Source organism: Embleya sp. NPDC055664, from assembly GCF_053618075.1.
In genome coordinates this window covers 1-18157 of record NZ_JBSHGZ010000072.1, presented here as the reverse complement: position 1 = coordinate 18157, position 18157 = coordinate 1, and the positions used below count along the sequence as shown (strand labels likewise).

Below are 18157 nucleotides of genomic sequence, written 5' to 3'. Positions count from 1 at the left end.
CCCGCCACCCGCCGCTGGTCGCCTTTCACCCCGACCCGGGCACCCACCCCCGACGAAACCCCACACCCCGAAGCCCCCACCCCGGGCAACGGCCCACCACCGACTCCGACCAGCCCGGCACCAGCCGGCCCGCAACCCCATGCGCAACCCTCGCCGGAGCCGTCCGGCTCAAGTCGCCGACGTTGTTGTCAGGAACCTGGCGATCGCGCCGATCGCCGTCGTGGATTCCGGGATTTCCGGGTCGATGGCGGGCCAGGCGTGGGGGACGTCGGGGATCAGGTGGGCCTGGACCTGGACGCCGGCTGCGGCGGCTCGGGAGGCGAAGGCCGTGGTGTCGTCGAGCAGGGCCTCGTGGCACGACGCCATCAGCAGTATCGGCGGCAGGCCGGACAGGTCGGCGAACAGTGGGGAGGCCAACGGGTCGCTCGGGTCGTGCAGTTGCAGGTAGATCTCGGCGGCCTCGCGCAGCGACCGCTTCGAGATGAACAGGTCCGTGGCCGCGTTCGAGTCGTATGTGGGCTTGGTCACCGTCAGGTCCAACCACGCGGACAACAGCACCAGGCCCGCCGGCATCGGCACCCGCGCACCCCGCGCCGCGATCGCCAGCGCCGCCGCCAGGCCGCCGCCCGCCGAGTCGCCGCCCACGAACGGCGCCGCGTCGAGGCCCTCCTCCTCCACCGTCACGAGCGCGTCGTACACGCTCGCCGCGTCGTGCAGCGCGGCGGGGAACGGCGCCTCCGGGGCGAGCCGGTACTCGACCAGGATCACCCGCGCCCGGGCCGCGAGCGCGATCCGCGACGCGATCCCCAGCCAGCCCTCGGCGTCGCCCATGCGATAGCCGCCGCCGTGGAAGTAGAGCAGCGTCAGCGCCGGGGCCGGGACCTCCAGGAACGTGCACGGCACCCCGCCCACCAGGCGTCGGGCAACCGCCACCCCCTCCTCGGGTTCCTCGCGGTACGCCGCCGTGCCGCGGCGCCGCGCCTCCAACTCCTCCGGCGCAGGCCGCCCTTCCCGTACCGGCGGCAACTGCCAACCGTCCAGGCTCATCCCAGCTCCTCCCCGACCGGACCCGACCGGGCCCTACCGTCCCCGGCGGCCCGCTCGACCCCACCGATCCCATGGATCCCGTCGACAACCCGTCCCGGCCCGCGGATCCGGGCCCATCCACCGTCTGCCCCGCCGTCGATCGTCCACGCCGGCGGGCCCGGCCCACGACCGGACCCGTGCGACCGCCCGGCCGGGAGCGCGCGCGTGCGGATCGAAGCTTGCGACAAACCCTGGTGGGGATCAAGCGATTGGCCGGGTTGTGACCTGGGCGCCGGCGCAATTGGGCGCCGGGCGCACCGTTCGGTTCGTACGATGTGGCGCGCGGGGTCCTTCGAACCGCTCCCGGACCGGCGCCGGGGAATCGGTCGTCGCGCCGACGACAGCAGGAGGGGGGTCCGTCGCATGGTGGTCCGGGTACGTGTTCTCGGCCATGTCTGCGTCGACGGCCCCGCGGGTCGCGCCGCGGAGGACCTGCTGGGCGGACCGCAGGCCCGGCTCGTCTTCGCCGCGCTCGCGCTCGGTCGCCGACACCCGGTGCCGCGCGAGGAGTTGGCCGCGCTCCTGTGGCCCGAGCAGGCGCCCAAATCGTGGGAGGGCGCGCTGCGCGGCGTGCTCAGTCGGGTGCGCGGCTTCCTGGGGCAGGCCGGCTACGACGCGTCGTCGGTGTTGCGCCACCGGGCCGGTTGTTACGTGTTGTCCCTGCCCGAGGGCACCGAGGTCGACGTGGAGGCGGCGGAAAGCGCCCTGATCGAAGCCGAGGCGCTGGCCGTGCACGGCGCGTTCGCGCAGGCCAGGACCCGGGCGCACGACGCGCACGAGATCCTCGCCCTGCCGTTTCTGCCCGGCCTGGACGGCGACTGGGTGAACGAGCGCCGTACCCGCTGGCGTTCGGCCCGACTGCGCGCGCTCGCCGTGTCGGTGACCACCGAACTGCACCTGGGCCGCGCCGACGCGGCCGTGACCCGCGCCGCCCAACTGGTCGACCTGGATCCGTTCCGCGAAAGCAGTCACCGCCTGCTGATGACCGCACACGCCGCCGGCGGGGACCGCGCGGCCGCGCTGCGCGCCTACGAGCGGTGTCGGCGGCTGCTCAACTCCGAACTGGGCGTGGGCCCCTCGCCCGAGACCGAGTCGGCGTTCCTGCGCCTGCTCGGCGACGCCACGCCGCAACCGCTGCCGGTGCCCGCGCCCGCCGCCCGCTTCGCCTCACCGACACCCGGTCTGGACGCGCCGCCCGCGCCCGCCCCGACCCGCTCGGCGCACGACGTGTTCCCGCACGGCGCGCCCGGGCCGATCGTGGGCCGCTCCGCCGAACTGCGTCTGCTCGAGGAGTCCACCCGGGCCGAGGTCGGCTCGCGCGTGATCCTGGTCAGCGGCGACGCCGGGATCGGCAAGTCCTTCCTCCTCAACGAGTTCGCCACCCGCGCCGGCCGCAACGCGTTGGTGCTGACCGGGCGCAGCGACGAGGGTGTGGCCGCGCCCTTCCAACCGTTCGTGACCATGCTGCGCGCCCATCTCGGCGACGTCGCGGCCGAGGAACTGCGCGAGCGGGTCGGCGACCTGGGCGGCGAGTTGCACCGGCTGCTGCCCGAACTGCCGCTGGAGCCCGCGGGCCTGACCCAGCCTCAGGGACCGCCCGACTCGGACACCGAGCGCTATCGGTTGTTCGAGGCGGTCGCCGGGGTGTTCCGGCACGCCGCCGGCGAGCGCGACCTGATCCTGCTGCTCGACGACGTGCACTGGTCCTCCACCTCGACCATGCTGATGTTGCGGCATGTCGCCCGCGCCCTGGTCGGCACCCGTGCGGTGGTGGTGATCGCCTTCCGGGACACCGGTCTGGGCTCGGTGCATCCGATGACCCGGCTGATCGCCGACCTCTACCGCGACCTGCACCCGCTGCATGTGCCGCTCGGCGGCCTGGACGTGGCCGCCCTGGTCGAACTGGCCCACGTACTGGCCGGCCCGCTGCCGCCGCGCGCCGAGGGCGTCCGGGCCCACGTACTGCGCGAACTCAGCGACGGCAATCCGCTCCTGGCCACCGAACTGCTGCGCCAGTGGGCCGACGTCAGCGACTGGTCGGCGCTGGGGAAGAGCGTGCCGGCCGACGTCCCGCGCCGGGTGCGCAACGTGCTGCGCCAGCGGCTGCTCGGCCTGCCGCAGTCCACCCTGGAGGCGCTCACGGTGGCCGCGGTGGTCGGCCCCTCGTTCGACATCGACCTGGTCGCGGCGGTGCACCCCGGCGGCTTCGACACCGTCGTGGACGCGCTCGACGACGCGGAACGCGCGCACGTGGTGCGCGGTGAGGAGACCGACCGCCCGGGCCGCTTCACCTTCGTGCACGCCCTGGTCCGCTCCACGCTCTACCAGGAACTGCCCACCGCGCGCCGCCTCCAGCTGCACCGCAAGGTCGGCCTGGCCCTGGAAGCCCGGGGTGATCGGGATGCCCATCTGCCCGAGTTGGCCCACCACTTCCGGCTCGCCTGCCGCTTCGGCGAGGCCCGCCGGGCCTTGGACTACGCACGCCGGGCGGGCGACGAGGCGCGCGACGGCGGCGCGTTCGAGGTCGCCGCCGAGCACTACCGGCAGGCCCTGGAGGTGCTGCCGATGGTCACGGACCCCGCCCCGGAGACCCGCTGCGACCTGCTGCTCTCGCGCGGCGCCGCGCTGGACCGGTGCGGCGACCGGCGCTGCCGCGAGGTGCTGCGCCGCGCCGCCGAGGAGGCCCGGGCGCTCTCCGATTCGCGCAGGCTCGGCCGGGTGGCGCTGGCCATGGTCCGCCTGGGGCAGGTGTACCAGGTGGGCGTGGACCTGGAGTTGGTCGCCCTGCTGCGCGAGGCGCTGGCCGCGCTGCCGATCGCGTCCGCGCTGCCCGCCGACATCGCGCTGCGCTCGCTGCTGCTGGCCGCGCTCGCGGTGGCGCTCACCTTCGGGCAGGATCGCGAGGCTCGGCTGGGCATGCTGTACGAAGCCCTGGAGACGGCCCGCGAATCGGGCTCGCACGACGCGCTGGCGCAGGGCCTGGAGGCACACCACCTGGCCGCGTCCGGCCCCGACCTGGTCGAGGAACGGCTGCGGATGAGCGGCGAGTTGACCGTGTTGTCCGGGCTGACCGGTGATCAGGAGTCGTTGTTTCGCAGCCACTTGAACCAGGCCTACGACCTGGTGGTGTGCGGCGCGATCCCGGCCGCGGAGCGCGAGTACGCGCAGGCGCAGCGGGTCGCCCGGCGGCTGCGGCACCCGTGGTTCACGTGGGAGGTGCTGATCTACCGCTGCGGCCTGGAACTGCTGCGCGGACGCACCGCGCGGGCCGCGGACGTACTGGCCGACGCGCTGCGGCTGGCCCGCCGTTCGGGGCTGCCGCGCGAGGCGGTGCGCTCGTTCAACCTGTCGCAGATCCTGGCGGTGCGCTGGGAGCAGGGCCGGCTGGGCGTGATGGCGCGTCGGGCGGGGGTGGCGGCCGGCTGGTCCCGGGACGTGTCCTGGTGGCGGGTACAGGCGTGTTGGGCGGCGTCCGCGTCGGCGGATCCCAAGTCGGCGCGCGAGGAGTTCCACGCCCTGTGCGTGCCGGGCTTCGCGACCATCCCGGTGGACCTGCTGTGGACCGGCTCGTTGATGCGGCTGGGCGAGGTGTCCCTGGAACTGGGCGACACCGAGCGAGGGTTGCTGGTGGCGGAGGCGCTGGCGCCGTACGCGGATCACCTGGACTGGACCGGCTCCTCGCTCGGCCCGGTACGCCGGGTGCTCGGCGGCCTTGCCGCGCTGGCCGGCGACGAGGCCGCCGCCCGCGCGCACTTCGCGGCGGCGCACGCGCGCTGCGTCGAACTGGGCCTGCCCGGACACGCGGAGCGTACGCTTCAGGACGCGGTGCGATTGCTCGGGGACCCGCCGGACGCCGGCGTACCGTCACGGAGCTGACTGGCTGTCACCTTGCGCTTTCGCGCTGCTCTGACGCTGTTCTGACGCTGTTTGCCTACCGTTGGTGACGACCCGGCCGGTGTGCCGGGTGCACAACGGGGAGGACGGGGCAATGGGGATTGCGGGCGCGGGATCGGCGGTGGCGCACGACGCCGACCGGGGCACGTTCAGTGTGTTGGGCTGGCCGGTCGTGTGCTTCGATTCGTTTCATCGGGTGGAACTGCCACGCCGGCTCGAGGGCGGACTCGGCGAACGGGTCGCCTGGGACGTGGCCGGCCGCGCCCCGATCGCCCTGTGCATGCCCGACGGTTCGGCGTACAGCTATGTCGAGGACCGGGGCCAGGTGCGCATCGTGCCGGGGGTCAGCGCGGACGCCGAACTGGTCGTCGAGCTGGCGTCCGGCGCGTGGCAGGACTACCTGTACGAACTGCGCACCAGCCGCGGTCTGGTCGAGTCGCACGCGGTGCGCTTCGTGCGCGGCACGTTCGCCGACTGGGACACGTGGGAGCCGGCGATCCGCTGCATGTACTCCGGGACGCCGATCTATCACCCCGAAGCCCTCGATCTGCGCGACCTGGCGGATCGGCCGATCGACCTGCACCGCGACTTCACCACCCGGGACGAACCCGACGAGATGGCGCATTTCCTGCGTACCACCGGCTATCTGGTGGTACGTCAGGTCTTCGACGCGGACCGGGTCGAGGAGTTGGCCGGCGAGGTGGACCGGATTCGCGGCTTGTGCCGTGAGGGTGACCGGGGTTCGTTGTGGGCCGCGGACCCGGCCGGCCGGCGCTCGCCCTACCGGTTGACCTACCTGGGCATGCGCTCGCCGCGGATCGCCGCGCTGGCCGACGACCCGACCGTGCGCATGTTGTGCGGCCTCGCGGGCCAGGACGTGGTCGCGGTGACCGACCGGGACTCCGGACAGATCGCCGTGCTGAAGGAGTTCGGCACCGCGCCCGAGCCGCTGTCCATCCCGGACCTGCCCTGGCACAAGGACTGCGCGCTCGGCGGTTGTCCGATCACGTGTCCGCGCGTGCACGTGGGCATCCGGCTCGACGCGGTGACCCAGGACAGTTCACAGCTGTACGCGCTGGCCGGGTCGTGGGGCACGGTCGCGCACGAGCGCTACACGGCGGAGCAGTGGGCCCGGCTGCCGGTGGTGGGGATGACCACCGACCCGGGCGACGTGACCGTACACATGGGGTGCGGGATGCACGCGGGCCCGGCCGCGACCGGCGCCGCCCGTCGGCGCACGCTTTACGTCCAGTTCGACAACCCGCGCATCTTCGACGTCACGAGCCCGTACGAGAGCTATGAGCATGTGATCCCGGGCTACGACAACAGGGGGGACGAGTCGGCCCTGTCGTGGATGTGAGGCCGGGCGCGTGTTCGCGGTGCCCGGGCGCGGGGCCGGGCTTGCGGCTGGGCTTGGGGCCGGGCCCGGCCCAGCGGATCCCGACTCGGCGAGGATCCGCCGGGCCGCGCGCGGCGCGGCGCCTATTTCCCCGGACGGGTGAGTTCGCACCTCCCGTTCGCGCAGGAGCGGCGCAGGCGGCCGGCCGAGATGGTCTCCATCAGGCCGATCGCCCAGCACATCGGGCAACCACGCAGCGCGAACAGGCCGACCGGCGCGAGCAGCAGGCTCATCCAGCCGGCGACCGGCAGCAGGGCCAGGGACGCGACGAGCGCGCCGAACCCGACGGCGCCCCGGGCCAGATGGCGCGGGACTGTGGCACTGGCGAAGCCGGCAGGCTTGGGCGCGACGTGGACGGCGTGCGCGGCGAGGGCGGCCTGCGCGTCGTGGGCAGCCGGCCGGACCGGATCGGCGGGCGGGGAGACGGGCTCGGCGGTGCGTGTCTTCGTGAGCGTGGTCGTCGTGGTCGTGGTCGAGTCGAGGGTCATCGTCGGTTCTCCTCACTACGGGACGGTTCGTCGCGCAGGGCCTCGCGTACCGCCGAACGGGATCGATGCAGGCGGGACTTCATCGCGGCGGTGCTGATCCCGAGCCGGTCGGCGACCATCCGGCCGGGCAGACCCTGGATGTCCCGCATGACCAGCACCTGCCGCAGGTCGTCCGGCAGGGCGGCGACGGCGGCCGCGACGCGTTCGGCCTCCAGGCGCAGCAGAGCGTCCTCCTCGGCGGAGCGCGCGGTACCGCCGGGGGTGTCGAACGGGTCGGACTCGGCGGCCGATGTGTGGTGGACCAGGGCACGGGTGCGACGCAGGCACTCGTTGCGGACGATCCGGAACATCCACGACGCCAACGCCCCCGAGGCGCGCAGCATGCCGATCTTGCGGTAGAGGATGATCAGCGCCTCCTGCGCGGCGTCCTCCGCATCCTGGGGGGTGGCGCACAACGTATGCGCGAACCGGCGCACGTGCGGATGCGAGCCGTGCACGAGCGCGGTGAGCGCGTCGACGTCACCGCGCTGCGCCGCCGCGACCAGGACCGCGCCGGGCCAGGTGTGGTCAGCCACGCTGACGCTTCCGGCGGCGCAGCGTGACGGTGCACACGCACAGCAGCAGCGCGACTGCCGCGACGACGATGACGACTACGGTCATGGGGTCCTCCCGATGGGATGCGGGGCGGACGAGGTGCTCGTCCGCACACCCATGAGAGGCGCGCCGGACGCGAAAGGATTCACCCGGGTTCGCGAGCGGGATGCGCGCGGGTTCGCGCGGGTTCGCGAGACGGTGACGACAGATCACGAACCCGATGATCCCGCGCCGGGCGGGGGCGGCCTCAGCGCGGGTTGCGCTTGGTGATCCGGCCCTCGGTGTCCGCCTCCAGCGACGCCTTGCCTTCGGCTCCGGTCACGGTGACCCGGATGACCACGGACCCGGGCCCGGGCGCGGACCCGGCCACCGGCTCGAAGGTGATCCGCCACGAATTCGGCTCGGCGATCCCCAGTTTGGTCTGCGCGATGCGGACCAGTCCGGGCAACCGCTCCAACGGCAGCGTCTTCACGTCGATCACCGCCCCGGGGTCGACCGGCGCGCCGAGCACGCCCTGCATCGAGATGCCGTGCTCGTCGATGGTGAACGTGGCGGCGTTGCCCGTGTGCATCCCGCTCACCAGCGAACCGACCAGCCGGCGAAGCTCCCCCTCGGCCAGCATCGAGTCGGACGACGCGGTGCCGGAGACGGTCGTGCCCGTCGACACGCTACTCGTGACCTTCGTCTCGGAGTACGACGAGGACGACGAGGACGTGGTCTTCGTACTCTGGTCGCCGATCTCGTCGGCCAGTTCCGCCCGGCAGAGCAGTACCACGATCCCCGCGCCGACCAACAGGCCGAACAGGACGAGCAGGCAGAACGCACCGTCGCCGCGCGGGGCCTCGACCATGGCGGACACCGGTGCGGAGTCCACCGTCTCCACACTCGCCCGCCGGGCCCACTCCGCGGTCGGCTCGGTCACGAGCTTGACGTCCCACAGGTCGTCGGGGCGGTACTCCACCACCACGACGCCACGCGGCCGATAGTCGGGGATGTCGACCAGGTTGAGGTCCTGACGCATCTTCACCCGGTACGCCGTGCGCTCGTCCGGCGCCACGGTCAGCTCGAACTCGACCGGGATGTCGGCCGTATCGCTCCCGAGGGCCCGCCGGCTCTCGATCACGGCGAGGGCAAGCCGAGCCGGCGCACGCACGTCCCGGGCCTCCTGAACGCGCCCGCGGACAGCCCACGCAGCCATGTTGAACAGGAAGAGCCCGACCCCGATCACGCAGAGCCGCCGGCTCTCCAGGATGCACGCAACCACGAAGCAGCCCAGCGCGGCGCCGATCACGCCGCCGGAGAGAAACCCGAGCGCGCCGGACTTCAGCCGCTCACCGACGGATTCGCGGGTCTCGATCATCGCCATGGCGGCGATTGTGCCGGTCCCGGATGGACGCGAAAAGACGTCCGGGCGAAAACCGACCGCCTGTTCGCAGGACGTGGGGAGTTCCCCCGATTCCGAGCCGGACAGCGGCCCGAACGGCCGCCGCCATGGCCGCTCGCCTCAATACTTACCTTTTCATCAGTACCTCACTTATTAGTAGGTACTTGCCGACTGGAGTGCACCGATCAAGGATGAATCCCGGCGCCGAACGCCGTCGTCTCACCCCCTCCGCCCCCTCTCTTCTTCCCTCCTTCGCGACATCCGGAGAACTTTGTGAACGCGCAGCAGTCCCACTCCCACACCCCCGTAACCGTCCTCGGCCTCGGCGCGATGGGCCGGGCCATCGCCGGCGCGATCCACCGGGGCGGCCACCCCACCACCGTCTGGAACCGCTCCGCCGGCCGCGCCGACGATCTGGTCGCCCAGGGCGTCACGCTCGCCCCGAGCGCCGCCGAAGCGGTCCGCGCCTCACCGGTGGTCGTGGTGTGCCTCCTCGACGACGCGTCGGTCCGCGACACGCTGGCCGCCCTGGTCGACCCGCTCGCCGGCCGCCTGGTGATCAACGTGACCACGGTGACCCCGAAGCAGGCCCGAGAGACCGCGATCTGGGCCGCCGAGCACGGGATCGAATACCTCGACGGCGCGATCATGGCCATCCCGGAGATGATCGGCCTGCCCGTCGCCTCGCTCCTGTACAGCGGCTCGCAGGCCGCCTTCGACACCCACCGCGACCTCCTCGAACTGCTCGGCGGCGCACGCTGGTTCGGCGAGGACGCGGGCCTGGCCTCGCTCTACGACCTGGCCCTGCTCGGCTCGATGTACTCGATGTTCGCCGGCTTCGCCTACGGCGCCGCCCTGGTCGGCAGCGAAGGCGTCCCGGCAACCGAGTTCGCCGAGCTGGCGGCCCCCTGGCTCACCGCGATGACCGGCGGCCTGGCCGGCCACGCAGAGTACTTCGACAGCGCCGACTACACCGCCGAAACCCAAAGCCTGGCCTTCAACAAGGCCGCCGTCGACACCATCGCCGAGGCCGGCCGAGACCAGGGCGTGGGGACGGAGGTGATCGCCGTCGTACAACACCTGATCGACCGCCAAATCGCAACGGGCCATGGCAAGGAAAGCTTCGCCCGAATCGTCGAAAGCGTGCGACGGCCGGCGGCCGGTGATGGCGGCGGTGGCGGCGGGGTGAGGTGAGGTGAGGTGAGGTGAGTCGGGCTCCGCAGGGGCCTTCCCGAGTGGGTCGGATGCCTCCGGCGAGCGTTGCGCCTTTGGTCGCGGGTGGCCGGTGCGGGGCTGGTCGGAGTCAGTGGTGGGCCGCCGCCGGCGTGCGGGTCTCCGAGGCTTCCGGCTTCTGGCGAGACGAGCGCCTTGCTCGGCAAAACCCGGCCGGCAGCGGCGGGCGGGGTGGTGCTCGGGTCGGCTCCTCCGGCGGGCCTTCCCGGATGGGCCGGGTGCTTCCGGGGGCGTTGCGCCTTTGGTCGCGGGTGGCCGGTGCGGGGCCGGTCGGAGTCGGTGGTGGGCCGCCGCCGGCGTGCGGGGCTCCGAGACTGCCGGTCTCGACGAGGCGGGCGTGTTGGTCGGCTTAAAAGCGACCAGCAGCGGCGGGCGGGGAGGTGGCTCGGGTTGGGTTCGCCGGGCGTGCGTTCCCGAGTGGGCCGGGTGTTTTCGGCGGGGGTTGCGCTGGTGGTTGCGGGTGGCCGGTGGGGGGGCCGGTCGGAGTCGGTGGTGGGCCGCCGCCGGCGTGCGGGGCGCCGAGACTGCCGGTCTTCGGCGAGGCGGGCGCCTTGCTCGGCGAAGACCGGCCGGCAGCGGGGGAGCAGGAGGGCGGTCGGGTTGGGTTCTCCGGGGGCCTTCCCGGGTGGGATGGGCAGGGCATTTCGAGGTGCGGTGGGCTTGTGGGGGGCGGGAGTTCACGAAACCGGACGGCGTGAGGTGTCGCAGTCTCGGCGCGCGAGAAAACCGCAGGTCAGCGGGAAGGGAAGCCGTTTCGAGTGCCTCGGGATCCGGTTTCGGCTCCCACTGGGCACTTTCGGTCGGCTCGACAGCCTCCGCGAGGTCGCAGCGCCCGAAACCGACCCCCCCCCACCGGCCAGTTTCGGTCTCCACAGCGGCGATGAAGAGGCCGGAGAACACGAAACCGGCACTCGACGCCCGACTTTCCACCCCAACCACGCAAAACCGCAGGTCACCGAAGCTCGACGCCCACAACCACGCACCGCGATCAGGTTTCCAACCCCAACACCCCTCCAAACACCCCGAAACACCCCGACCCACCCGGGAAGGCACCCGGAGAACCCAACCCGACCGCCCTCCCGCTCCCCCGCTGCCGGCCGGTCTTCGCCGAGCAACGCGCCCGCCTCGCCGGGAACCCGGAGTCTCGGAGCCCCGCACGCCGGCGGCGGCCCACCACCGACTCCGACCGGCCCCGCACCGGCCACCCGCAACCACCAGCGCAACCCCCGCCGAAAACACCCGACCCACTCGGGAAGGAAGCCCCCGGAGAACCAGACCCCCACCCGCACCCCCCACCTCCCACCTCCCCCACCACCCTTGAATAGTTCACCAAGTTAAGTTACAACACGTAACGTAAATCACGAGGAGCCCCGGCAGCCCGACCCGATCCCACCCCGGTAATCCGGCACAAGTAATCACAAGTAATAGGGAGAAGCCCCATGGCCGATCTGCTCGTACGCGGAGGCACCGTCGTCGACGGAACCGGAGCGCCCCCCACCCCCGCCGACGTGCGGATCAGGGGCGGCGTGATCGTCGAGGTCGGCCCCGGGTTGCTCCCGGACGGTGGCACCGAGCGCGTCGTCGAGGCGGGCGGGGCCTATGTCGCGCCCGGGTTCATCGAGGCGCATACGCACGTCGACGGGGCCATGTGGTGGAACCCGGACCTCGATCCGCTGCCCGCCTACGGCACCACCACCGTCGTGTTCGGCAACTGTGGGATGTCGGTGGCGCCATTGCGGGAGAGTGCGCGTGGGCCCGTGCTCGATCTGTTCTGCTTCCTGGAGGACCTTCCGCTCTCCGCCTTCCAGGACAAGGTGCCGTGGACATGGGAGCGCTGGCCGGAGTACCGCGGCGCGGTCGAGGGGCAGGCCGTCGCGGTCAACGTGGCCGGGTTCGTCGGGCACCTGACCCTGCGCACCACGGTGATGGGTGCGGAGGCGTCCTGGGCGCGGGCGGCGACCGCCGAGGAGATCGCCGAGATGGCCGCGTTGCTCGACGAGTCATTGACTCATGGAGCTATCGGCTTGTCGACCAATGTCTTCGACAAGGATCGCTACCTCAAGCCCGTACCCACCCGGCTCGCCGAGGACGCCGAGTTCGAGGCCCTGGCCGACGTACTCGCCCGGCACCCCGGGGCCACCCTCCAACTGATCACCCGGTTCAACGAACCGGACAACATCGACGCCGATGTGGAGCGCTTCGCCCGCATCTGCAAGCCGCGTGGGATCCGGGCCCAGTGGACCGCCATCCCGTCCACCGTTCGGGAGGACTACCTGCGCGAACAGACCATCGCGCTGCACCGCAGGCTGCGCGCCGACGGCGTCGACTTCTGGCCCAACGTGCCGCATAAACCGCTGGAGCCGTTCTTCAATTTCGAGCGTGCGCTCACCTTCCAGCGGGTCGCCGCGTGGAACCACTGGATCAACGGTCCGGCCGAGACCAAGCTCGCCACCCTGGCCGATCCGCGGTGGCGGGCCCAGGCCCGCGAGGACTGGGACAACCGGGTCTCGTCGTCGACATCTCGACTGGATCGCCCCGAGTCGCTGATCCTGGCCATCTCGGAGACCGGTCACGGCCCGCTCGGCATCTCGCTCAAGGAGTACGCCGACCGGGAGGGGCTGCACATCTCCGACGCGCTGGCCACCTGGATAGGCCACAACGGGATCCTGTCCTGCCTGCGCGGCATCCCGGACGCGTTCGACGAGCCGGTCGTGGCCGGCCTGTTCGCCGAGCCGCACACGCTGACCAACATCAACGACTCCGGCGCGCACCTGCAACTGTTCTGCGGCTCCGGCGAGAACGTCTACCTGCTCACCCGCTACGTACGCGACACCGGCCTGCTGAGTGTCGAGCAGGCGGTGCACAACCTCACCGGCAAGCTCGCCGGCTTCTTCGGCCTGGGCGACCGGGGCGTGATCGCCCCGGGCCTGGCCGGCGACCTCGTGGTGTTCGCGCTCGACGAGATCGAGGTGCGGCCGGAGGAGAAGCGCTACGACAACCCGGACGGCTCGTGGCGCTTCACGCGCGGACCGGCCGGCGTACGGGCCACCATCGTGCGCGGCGTGCCCACCGTGCTCGACGCCGAGCCCACCGGAGAGCGGCCGGGCACGATGGTCGGACTTGTTTCGTTGCCCGACTGACGGAACGTCACATAACTCCCCTTACCCTTGGAACACGGCGGTGGGTCACCGACCCCCCGCCGTGTCACGGTTTCGTGACGATCCGGCCTGGCCTTCACCATGGGGCAGGCGCCACAGGGACGCTACGGCCAACGTGATCGATGCCACGGACCGCGTACGGGGAGCGGGACCCGCGGCCTCTTCACAGCGGGCATGCGCGGAGGGCAACCTTGTGGATACGGGCAACCGGTTCCACGACCGAAAATGGCTCGATCGGCGTCCGAATTACGCCGATTTGGGCAATGTCGGTACGTCGTGAGCAATCACCGCCGGAAGCGCGATGGCCCTCCGTCTAGGTAGCATCCGCCGAGTGCCGCCCGTTACCGACGGGCACGCCCCCCGACAAAGGTTCTCGATGAGTGACGATTCCCCCTCGCCGGCTTCGGCGGGGTTCGTGCCGACGCAACGGCCGCGCCTGGCCAAGGGAGCTTCTCCCTGGCTGGTGCCGACGGCCGTGACCGGCGCGTTGACCGGTTTGGCCGCACTGCGCAACCGGCGCTGGGCCCTCGCGGCCGTGCCGACGCTGGCGCTCACCGGTGGCATGCTGTGGTTCTTCCGTGACCCGGAGCGCGTCATCGGCGACGGCGTGATCGCCTCGGCCGACGGCGTGGTCCAGAGCATCGACCCCTGGCCCGACGGCCGCACCCGGGTCGCGACGTTCATGAGCCCGTTGAACGTGCACGTGAACCGTGCGCCGCTCGACGGCGTCGTGAAGTCCGTGGAGCACAAGGCCGGCGGATTCGTTCCGGCGTTCAACAAGGAAAGCGAACACAACGAGCGCGTTGTGTGGATCTTCGACACCGCGATCGGCGACGTGGAGCTGGTGCAGATCGCCGGCACCGTCGCGCGGCGCATCGTGCCGTATCTGGAGCCGGGTACCGAGGTCGCCCGCGGCGACCGCATCGGCCTGATCCGGTTCGGCTCGCGCGTGGACGTGTACCTGCCGCCGGGCGTCGAGCCGGCGGTGACCGTGGGACAACGGACGACGGCGGGAGAGACACGTCTTGACCGGGACTGATTACGACGATACGGCCGACCTGGATGTCGCCGAGCTGAACATCCTGGGCACCCCGGTCGAGGACGATCCGCAGGCATGCCTGTCCTCGCGGATCTCGGTCGCCGACGTGCTCACGCTGGGCAACGCGGCGTGCGGGTTCATGGCGATCTACTTCCTCGCCTGCTCGGTGATGGCGCAGCGCGGCGGCGACGTCGGCGTCTCGGCCGAGCGCGGCATGGCGGCGGCCGTGGTGCTGATGCTGGTCGGCGCGTTGTGCGACCTGTGTGACGGCATGGTCGCCCGCAAGCTGCGGATGTCCTCGCTCGGCGCGCAGCTGGACAACCTCGCGGACGTGATCACCTTCGGGGTCGCGCCGGCGTTCTTCGTGGTCACCTGGGCCGCCGTGCCGGTGAACGCGGGTCAGGCGCCGGCCGCGGTACTGGTCGCGTTGTCGGTGCTGATCGCCGGTGTCCTGCGGCTGGCCAGATTCGCGACCACGCCGGGGCGTCCAGGGGTGTTCCAGGGCATGCCCATCCCGATGGGCGCGATGACGGTCGTCTCGATCGTGCTGCTCGACCTGCCGTTCACGCCGGCCGCGGTGCTGATCGTGGCCGTGTCCGGGCTGATGGTCAGTCGGATCGAGTACCCCAAGCCGCAGGGCAACATGGCGATCCTGGTCATGGCGGGGATCGCGCTGAGCATGAGCTGCCTGATCGCCTGGGCGGCCGACGCGCCCGGCAGCGACTGGATGCTCAACATGGGCGCGACCACCCAGGTCACCCTGGCCCTGCTCGTGCCCGCGATGGCGATGGCCCGCAAGGGCGTGGAGCGCATCGGCCTGCGGATGATCCGCTAGCAGCGCCGGTACCCGCACCACCGCTTCGGACGCCGCCACCCCTCGGGGTGGCGGCGTCCGGCGTTTGCGGGCCCGGAGCCGGGCCTCACGGGGTCGGGTGAGCCGAGGTCGCGGACCACCCCTACCGCAACCGGTGCGCCAGCCCCGTGAACCGTTTGCCCGCCGACACCGTGCGCACCGCCTGGCCGAGCGCGCGCCGCGAGCCGACCAGGACCACCAGACGCTTGGCGCGGGTGATCGCGGTGTAGAGCAGATTGCGCTGGAGCATCATCCAGGCGCCCATGGTCACCGGTACCACCACCGCCGGATACTCGCTGCCCTGCGAGCGGTGGATGGTCACCGCGTACGCGTGCGACAACTCGTCGAGTTCGGCGAAGTCGTAGTCGACCTCCTCGTCCTCCTCGGTGCGCACCACGAGCTTCTGCTCCTCGGGGGACAGTGCGACGACCACCCCGCCGGTGCCGTTGAAAACGCCGTTGGCGCCCTTGTCGTAGTTGTTGCGGATCTGGGTGACCTTGTCGCCGACCCGGAAGACGCGACCGCCGAACCGCTTCTCCGGCAGGCCCTCACGCGAGGGCGTGAGCGCCTGCTGGAGCAGCAGGTTGAGTGCGCCGGCTCCGGCGGGGCCGCGGTGCATCGGGGCGAGCACCTGGATGTCGCGGCGCGGGTCCAGACCGAACTTGCGCGGGATGCGCCGGGCAACCACGTCCACGGTCAGCGTGGCCGCGTCCTCCGTCTCCTCGGCCGGGAACAGGAAGAAGTCGCTCAGCCCGTCGGTGACCGGCGGGCGGCCGGCGTTGATCCGATGTGCGTTGGTCACCACGCCCGACTGCTGGGCCTGGCGGAAGATCTGGGTCAACCGCACCCGGGGCACCCGTTCGGCCGCGAGCAGGTCGCGCAGCACCTCGCCGGCGCCGACGCTGGGCAGCTGGTCCACGTCGCCGACGAACAACACGTGCGCGCCCGCCGGTATCGCCTTGATCAACTTGTTGGCGAGCAGCAGGTCCAGCATCGACGCCTCGTCGACCACCACGAGGTCGGCGTCGAGCGGCTTGTCCTGGTCGTAGGCCGCGTTGCCGCCGGGCTGGAGCTGCAACAGCCGGTGCACGGTGGCCGCTTCGCATCCGGTCAGCTCGGCGAGCCGCTTGGCGGCCCGGCCGGTGGGTGCGGCCAGGATCACCTTCGCGTCGCGCGCGCGGGCCAGTTCGACCACGGATCGTACGGTGAAGCTCTTGCCGCAGCCCGGGCCGCCGGTGAGCACCGCGACCTTGCTGGTCAGCGCGAGCCGTACGGCCTGCTCCTGCTCGGGCGCCAGCGCCGTTCCGGTCCGGCCGCGCAGCCAGGTCAGCGCCCGGGTCCAGTCCAGGTCGGCGAAGGCGGCCAGCCGGTCCTCGCGCGCGCCCAACAACGCACGCGCCCGCCCGGCGAGGGAGAGTTCGGCGCGGTGGAACGGCACCAGGTAGACCGCCTGGACCGGATCGCCCTGGGTCCCGGACACGGTAACCGGGCCTGGCAGTTCCTCGCAGACCACGCCCTCCTCCCCGATCAGGTCGTTCAGGCAGCGCACCACGAGGTCGGAGGGCACGTCGAGGATCTTCACCGCCTGGGCGACCAGGACGTCGGCGGGCAGGTAGCAGTGGCCGCTGTCGGAGCCCTCGGACAGCGTGTACTGCAGTCCGGCCTTGATCCGCTGCGGCGCGTCGTGCGGTATCCCGACCGCCTTGGCGATCGCATCGGCGGTCTTGAAGCCGATCCCCCACACGTCGGCGGCGAGCCGATAGGGCTCGGTGCGCACCACGGTGATCGACGCGTCGCCGTACTCCTTGAAGATCCGCACCGCCGGGGAGGTGGAGATGCCGATGCCCTGGAGGAAGACCATCACCTCCTTGATCGCCTTCTGTTCCTCCCACGCGGCGGCGATCAGCTTGGTGCGCTTGGGTCCCAGGCCCGGGACCTGGATGAGCTGCGTAGCGTCCTCGTCGATCACGTCCAGCGAGCGCACCCCGAAGTGCTCGACGATGCGGTCGGCGGTCTTGGGGCCGATGCCCTTGATCAGCCCGGAGCCGAGGTAGCGGCGGATGCCCTGCACGGTGGCCGGCAGCACGGTGCTGAACGATTCGACCTGGAACTGTTTGCCGAACTGCGGATGGCTGCCCCACCGGCCCCGCATCCGGATCGACTCGCCGGGCTGGGCGCCGAGCAGCGCGCCGACCACGGTGAGCAGTTCGGTGCCGCTGCGGCCGGTGTCCACCCGGGCGACCGTCCAGCCGTTCTCGTCGTTCTGGTACGTGATTCGCTCCAGCACGGCCTCGAGGACGGCCCCTCCCCCGGCCCCGGATTCCGGGCCGGGCGGTATCCCCGGCAGCGTGCTCGTCATGCCGCCCGAGCGTAGTCAAAGGGGGCGACACGGTGACTAGAACACGTTCTCTTTTTGCTCCCCGACACCATTGACTGTGTCACATATCGGCGGTACGTTCCGTGCACTCCATGCTCCGAGCCGCAAGCTCTCCGCAGATCGAAACAGATCGAAACCGTGAGGACACACGCATGCCCGTCATCAACGAGCAGGTCGAGGTCGCTGCCAGTCCCGAGGCCGTGTGGGCGAAGCTGACCGACTACAGCGTCTTCGGCGAATGGATGGTCCCGCACGTCGAGTTCCCGAACGGCGCCCCGGAGAAGCTCGAAGCCGGCGTGGCGTACGACGAGAAGATGAAGCTCATGGGCTTCCCGGCGGACATCAAGTGGACGATCAAGGACGTCGAGGCGGGCAAGTCCCTCGCGCTCGACGGCAAGGGCCCGATGGGCGTGATCATGACCGAGACCTTCATCGTCGAGGCGTCCGGCGACGGTTCGATCCTGCGGATCGAGTCCGAGGTCAAGGGCGGCGCGGTACAGATGATGGCCGGCAAGGTCACCAAGGCCACCCAGGAGGCGCTGATCGAGTCGCTGGCCAAGTTCGCCGCACTCGTCAAGTAACACCCCTGCGCGGCACGCACGACCAACACGCACGACGACCACCCGCCCCGGGCACGTACCCGGGGCGGGTG

At 71.6% G+C, this 18157-nt stretch carries 12 protein-coding genes; 7 read left to right on the top strand and 5 right to left on the bottom strand.

What is annotated here, in order from left to right; genetic code table 11:
- Window positions 1-168 precede the first annotated feature (168 nt).
- Window positions 169-1047 carry an alpha/beta hydrolase fold domain-containing protein gene (locus ACWGR4_RS47420; RefSeq protein ID WP_452133556.1) on the bottom strand — a complete coding sequence of 293 codons (879 nt, stop codon included), beginning with the start codon at window positions 1045-1047 and terminating at the stop codon, window positions 169-171.
- Window positions 1048-1449: 402 nt separating this feature from the next.
- Here ACWGR4_RS47420 and ACWGR4_RS47415 point away from each other — a divergent pair, with 402 nt between their 5' ends.
- Together ACWGR4_RS47415 and ACWGR4_RS47410 are read left to right on the top strand one after the other, a co-directional pair.
- Window positions 1450-4962 carry an ATP-binding protein gene (locus ACWGR4_RS47415; protein ID WP_452133555.1) on the top strand — a complete coding sequence of 1171 codons (3513 nt, stop codon included), beginning with the start codon at window positions 1450-1452 and terminating at the stop codon, window positions 4960-4962.
- A 112-nt stretch (window positions 4963-5074) separates the two neighbouring features.
- Window positions 5075-6340, top strand: coding sequence for a phytanoyl-CoA dioxygenase family protein (locus ACWGR4_RS47410; RefSeq protein WP_380008081.1), 1266 nt, complete (start codon window positions 5075-5077; stop codon window positions 6338-6340).
- 122 nt (window positions 6341-6462) lie between these two features.
- Here ACWGR4_RS47410 and ACWGR4_RS47405 read toward each other — a convergent pair whose 3' ends face one another.
- The 3 genes from ACWGR4_RS47405 to ACWGR4_RS47395 form a co-directional block, all read right to left on the bottom strand.
- On the bottom strand, window positions 6463-6867 hold the full coding sequence (locus tag ACWGR4_RS47405) for a hypothetical protein (RefSeq protein WP_452133554.1): 405 nt from the start codon (window positions 6865-6867) through the stop codon (window positions 6463-6465).
- A complete protein-coding gene (locus ACWGR4_RS47400; protein WP_452133553.1) occupies window positions 6864-7442 on the bottom strand; it encodes an RNA polymerase sigma factor in 579 nt (192 codons plus the stop codon). The genes ACWGR4_RS47405 and ACWGR4_RS47400 overlap by 4 nt, the downstream gene beginning before the upstream one ends.
- A 266-nt stretch (window positions 7443-7708) precedes the next feature.
- Entirely contained in the window at window positions 7709-8827 is a 1119-nt protein-coding gene (locus ACWGR4_RS47395) for a hypothetical protein (protein ID WP_452133552.1), read from the bottom strand.
- A 291-nt stretch (window positions 8828-9118) separates the two neighbouring features.
- Between ACWGR4_RS47395 and ACWGR4_RS47390 the strand changes: the two genes are divergently transcribed.
- The 4 genes from ACWGR4_RS47390 (at window position 9119) to pssA (ending at window position 15110) form a co-directional block, all read left to right on the top strand.
- Entirely contained in the window at window positions 9119-10039 is a 921-nt protein-coding gene (locus ACWGR4_RS47390) for an NAD(P)-dependent oxidoreductase (protein ID WP_452133551.1), read from the top strand.
- Window positions 10040-11517: 1478 nt separating this feature from the next.
- Window positions 11518-13218, top strand: coding sequence for an N-acyl-D-amino-acid deacylase family protein (locus tag ACWGR4_RS47385; RefSeq protein ID WP_452133550.1), 1701 nt, complete (start codon window positions 11518-11520; stop codon window positions 13216-13218).
- Window positions 13219-13612: 394 nt separating this feature from the next.
- Window positions 13613-14275, top strand: a complete 663-nt coding sequence (locus tag ACWGR4_RS47380) for a phosphatidylserine decarboxylase (RefSeq protein ID WP_078977923.1) — start codon at window positions 13613-13615, stop codon at window positions 14273-14275.
- A complete protein-coding gene (gene pssA, locus ACWGR4_RS47375; protein ID WP_380008098.1) occupies window positions 14262-15110 on the top strand; it encodes a CDP-diacylglycerol--serine O-phosphatidyltransferase in 849 nt (282 codons plus the stop codon). Before ACWGR4_RS47380 ends, pssA begins: the two co-directional genes overlap by 14 nt.
- Window positions 15111-15231: 121 nt before the next feature.
- Here the strand turns inward: pssA and recD2 are convergent, their stop codons facing one another.
- On the bottom strand, window positions 15232-17487 hold the full coding sequence (gene recD2, locus ACWGR4_RS47370) for an SF1B family DNA helicase RecD2 (protein WP_452134113.1): 2256 nt from the start codon (window positions 17485-17487) through the stop codon (window positions 15232-15234).
- 170 nt (window positions 17488-17657) lie between these two features.
- Here recD2 and ACWGR4_RS47365 point away from each other — a divergent pair, with 170 nt between their 5' ends.
- Window positions 17658-18086, top strand: coding sequence for a type II toxin-antitoxin system Rv0910 family toxin (locus tag ACWGR4_RS47365; RefSeq protein WP_380008103.1), 429 nt, complete (start codon window positions 17658-17660; stop codon window positions 18084-18086).
- Window positions 18087-18157 lie beyond the last annotated feature (71 nt).

Excerpts from the sequence above, each read along its gene's own strand:
- ACWGR4_RS47410 (WP_380008081.1), top strand. The coding sequence starts at position 5,075 with ATGGGGATTGCGGGCGCGGGATCGGCGGTGGCGCACGACGCCGACCGG.
- recD2 (WP_452134113.1), bottom strand. The coding sequence starts at position 17,487 with ATGACGAGCACGCTGCCGGGGATACCGCCCGGCCCGGAATCCGGGGCC.
- ACWGR4_RS47415 (WP_452133555.1), top strand. The coding sequence starts at position 1,450 with ATGGTGGTCCGGGTACGTGTTCTCGGCCATGTCTGCGTCGACGGCCCC.
- ACWGR4_RS47395 (WP_452133552.1), bottom strand. The coding sequence starts at position 8,827 with ATGGCGATGATCGAGACCCGCGAATCCGTCGGTGAGCGGCTGAAGTCC.
- ACWGR4_RS47365 (WP_380008103.1), top strand. The coding sequence starts at position 17,658 with ATGCCCGTCATCAACGAGCAGGTCGAGGTCGCTGCCAGTCCCGAGGCC.
- ACWGR4_RS47380 (WP_078977923.1), top strand. The coding sequence starts at position 13,613 with ATGAGTGACGATTCCCCCTCGCCGGCTTCGGCGGGGTTCGTGCCGACG.
- ACWGR4_RS47385 (WP_452133550.1), top strand. The coding sequence starts at position 11,518 with ATGGCCGATCTGCTCGTACGCGGAGGCACCGTCGTCGACGGAACCGGA.
- ACWGR4_RS47405 (WP_452133554.1), bottom strand. The coding sequence starts at position 6,867 with ATGACCCTCGACTCGACCACGACCACGACGACCACGCTCACGAAGACA.
- ACWGR4_RS47420 (WP_452133556.1), bottom strand. The coding sequence starts at position 1,047 with ATGAGCCTGGACGGTTGGCAGTTGCCGCCGGTACGGGAAGGGCGGCCT.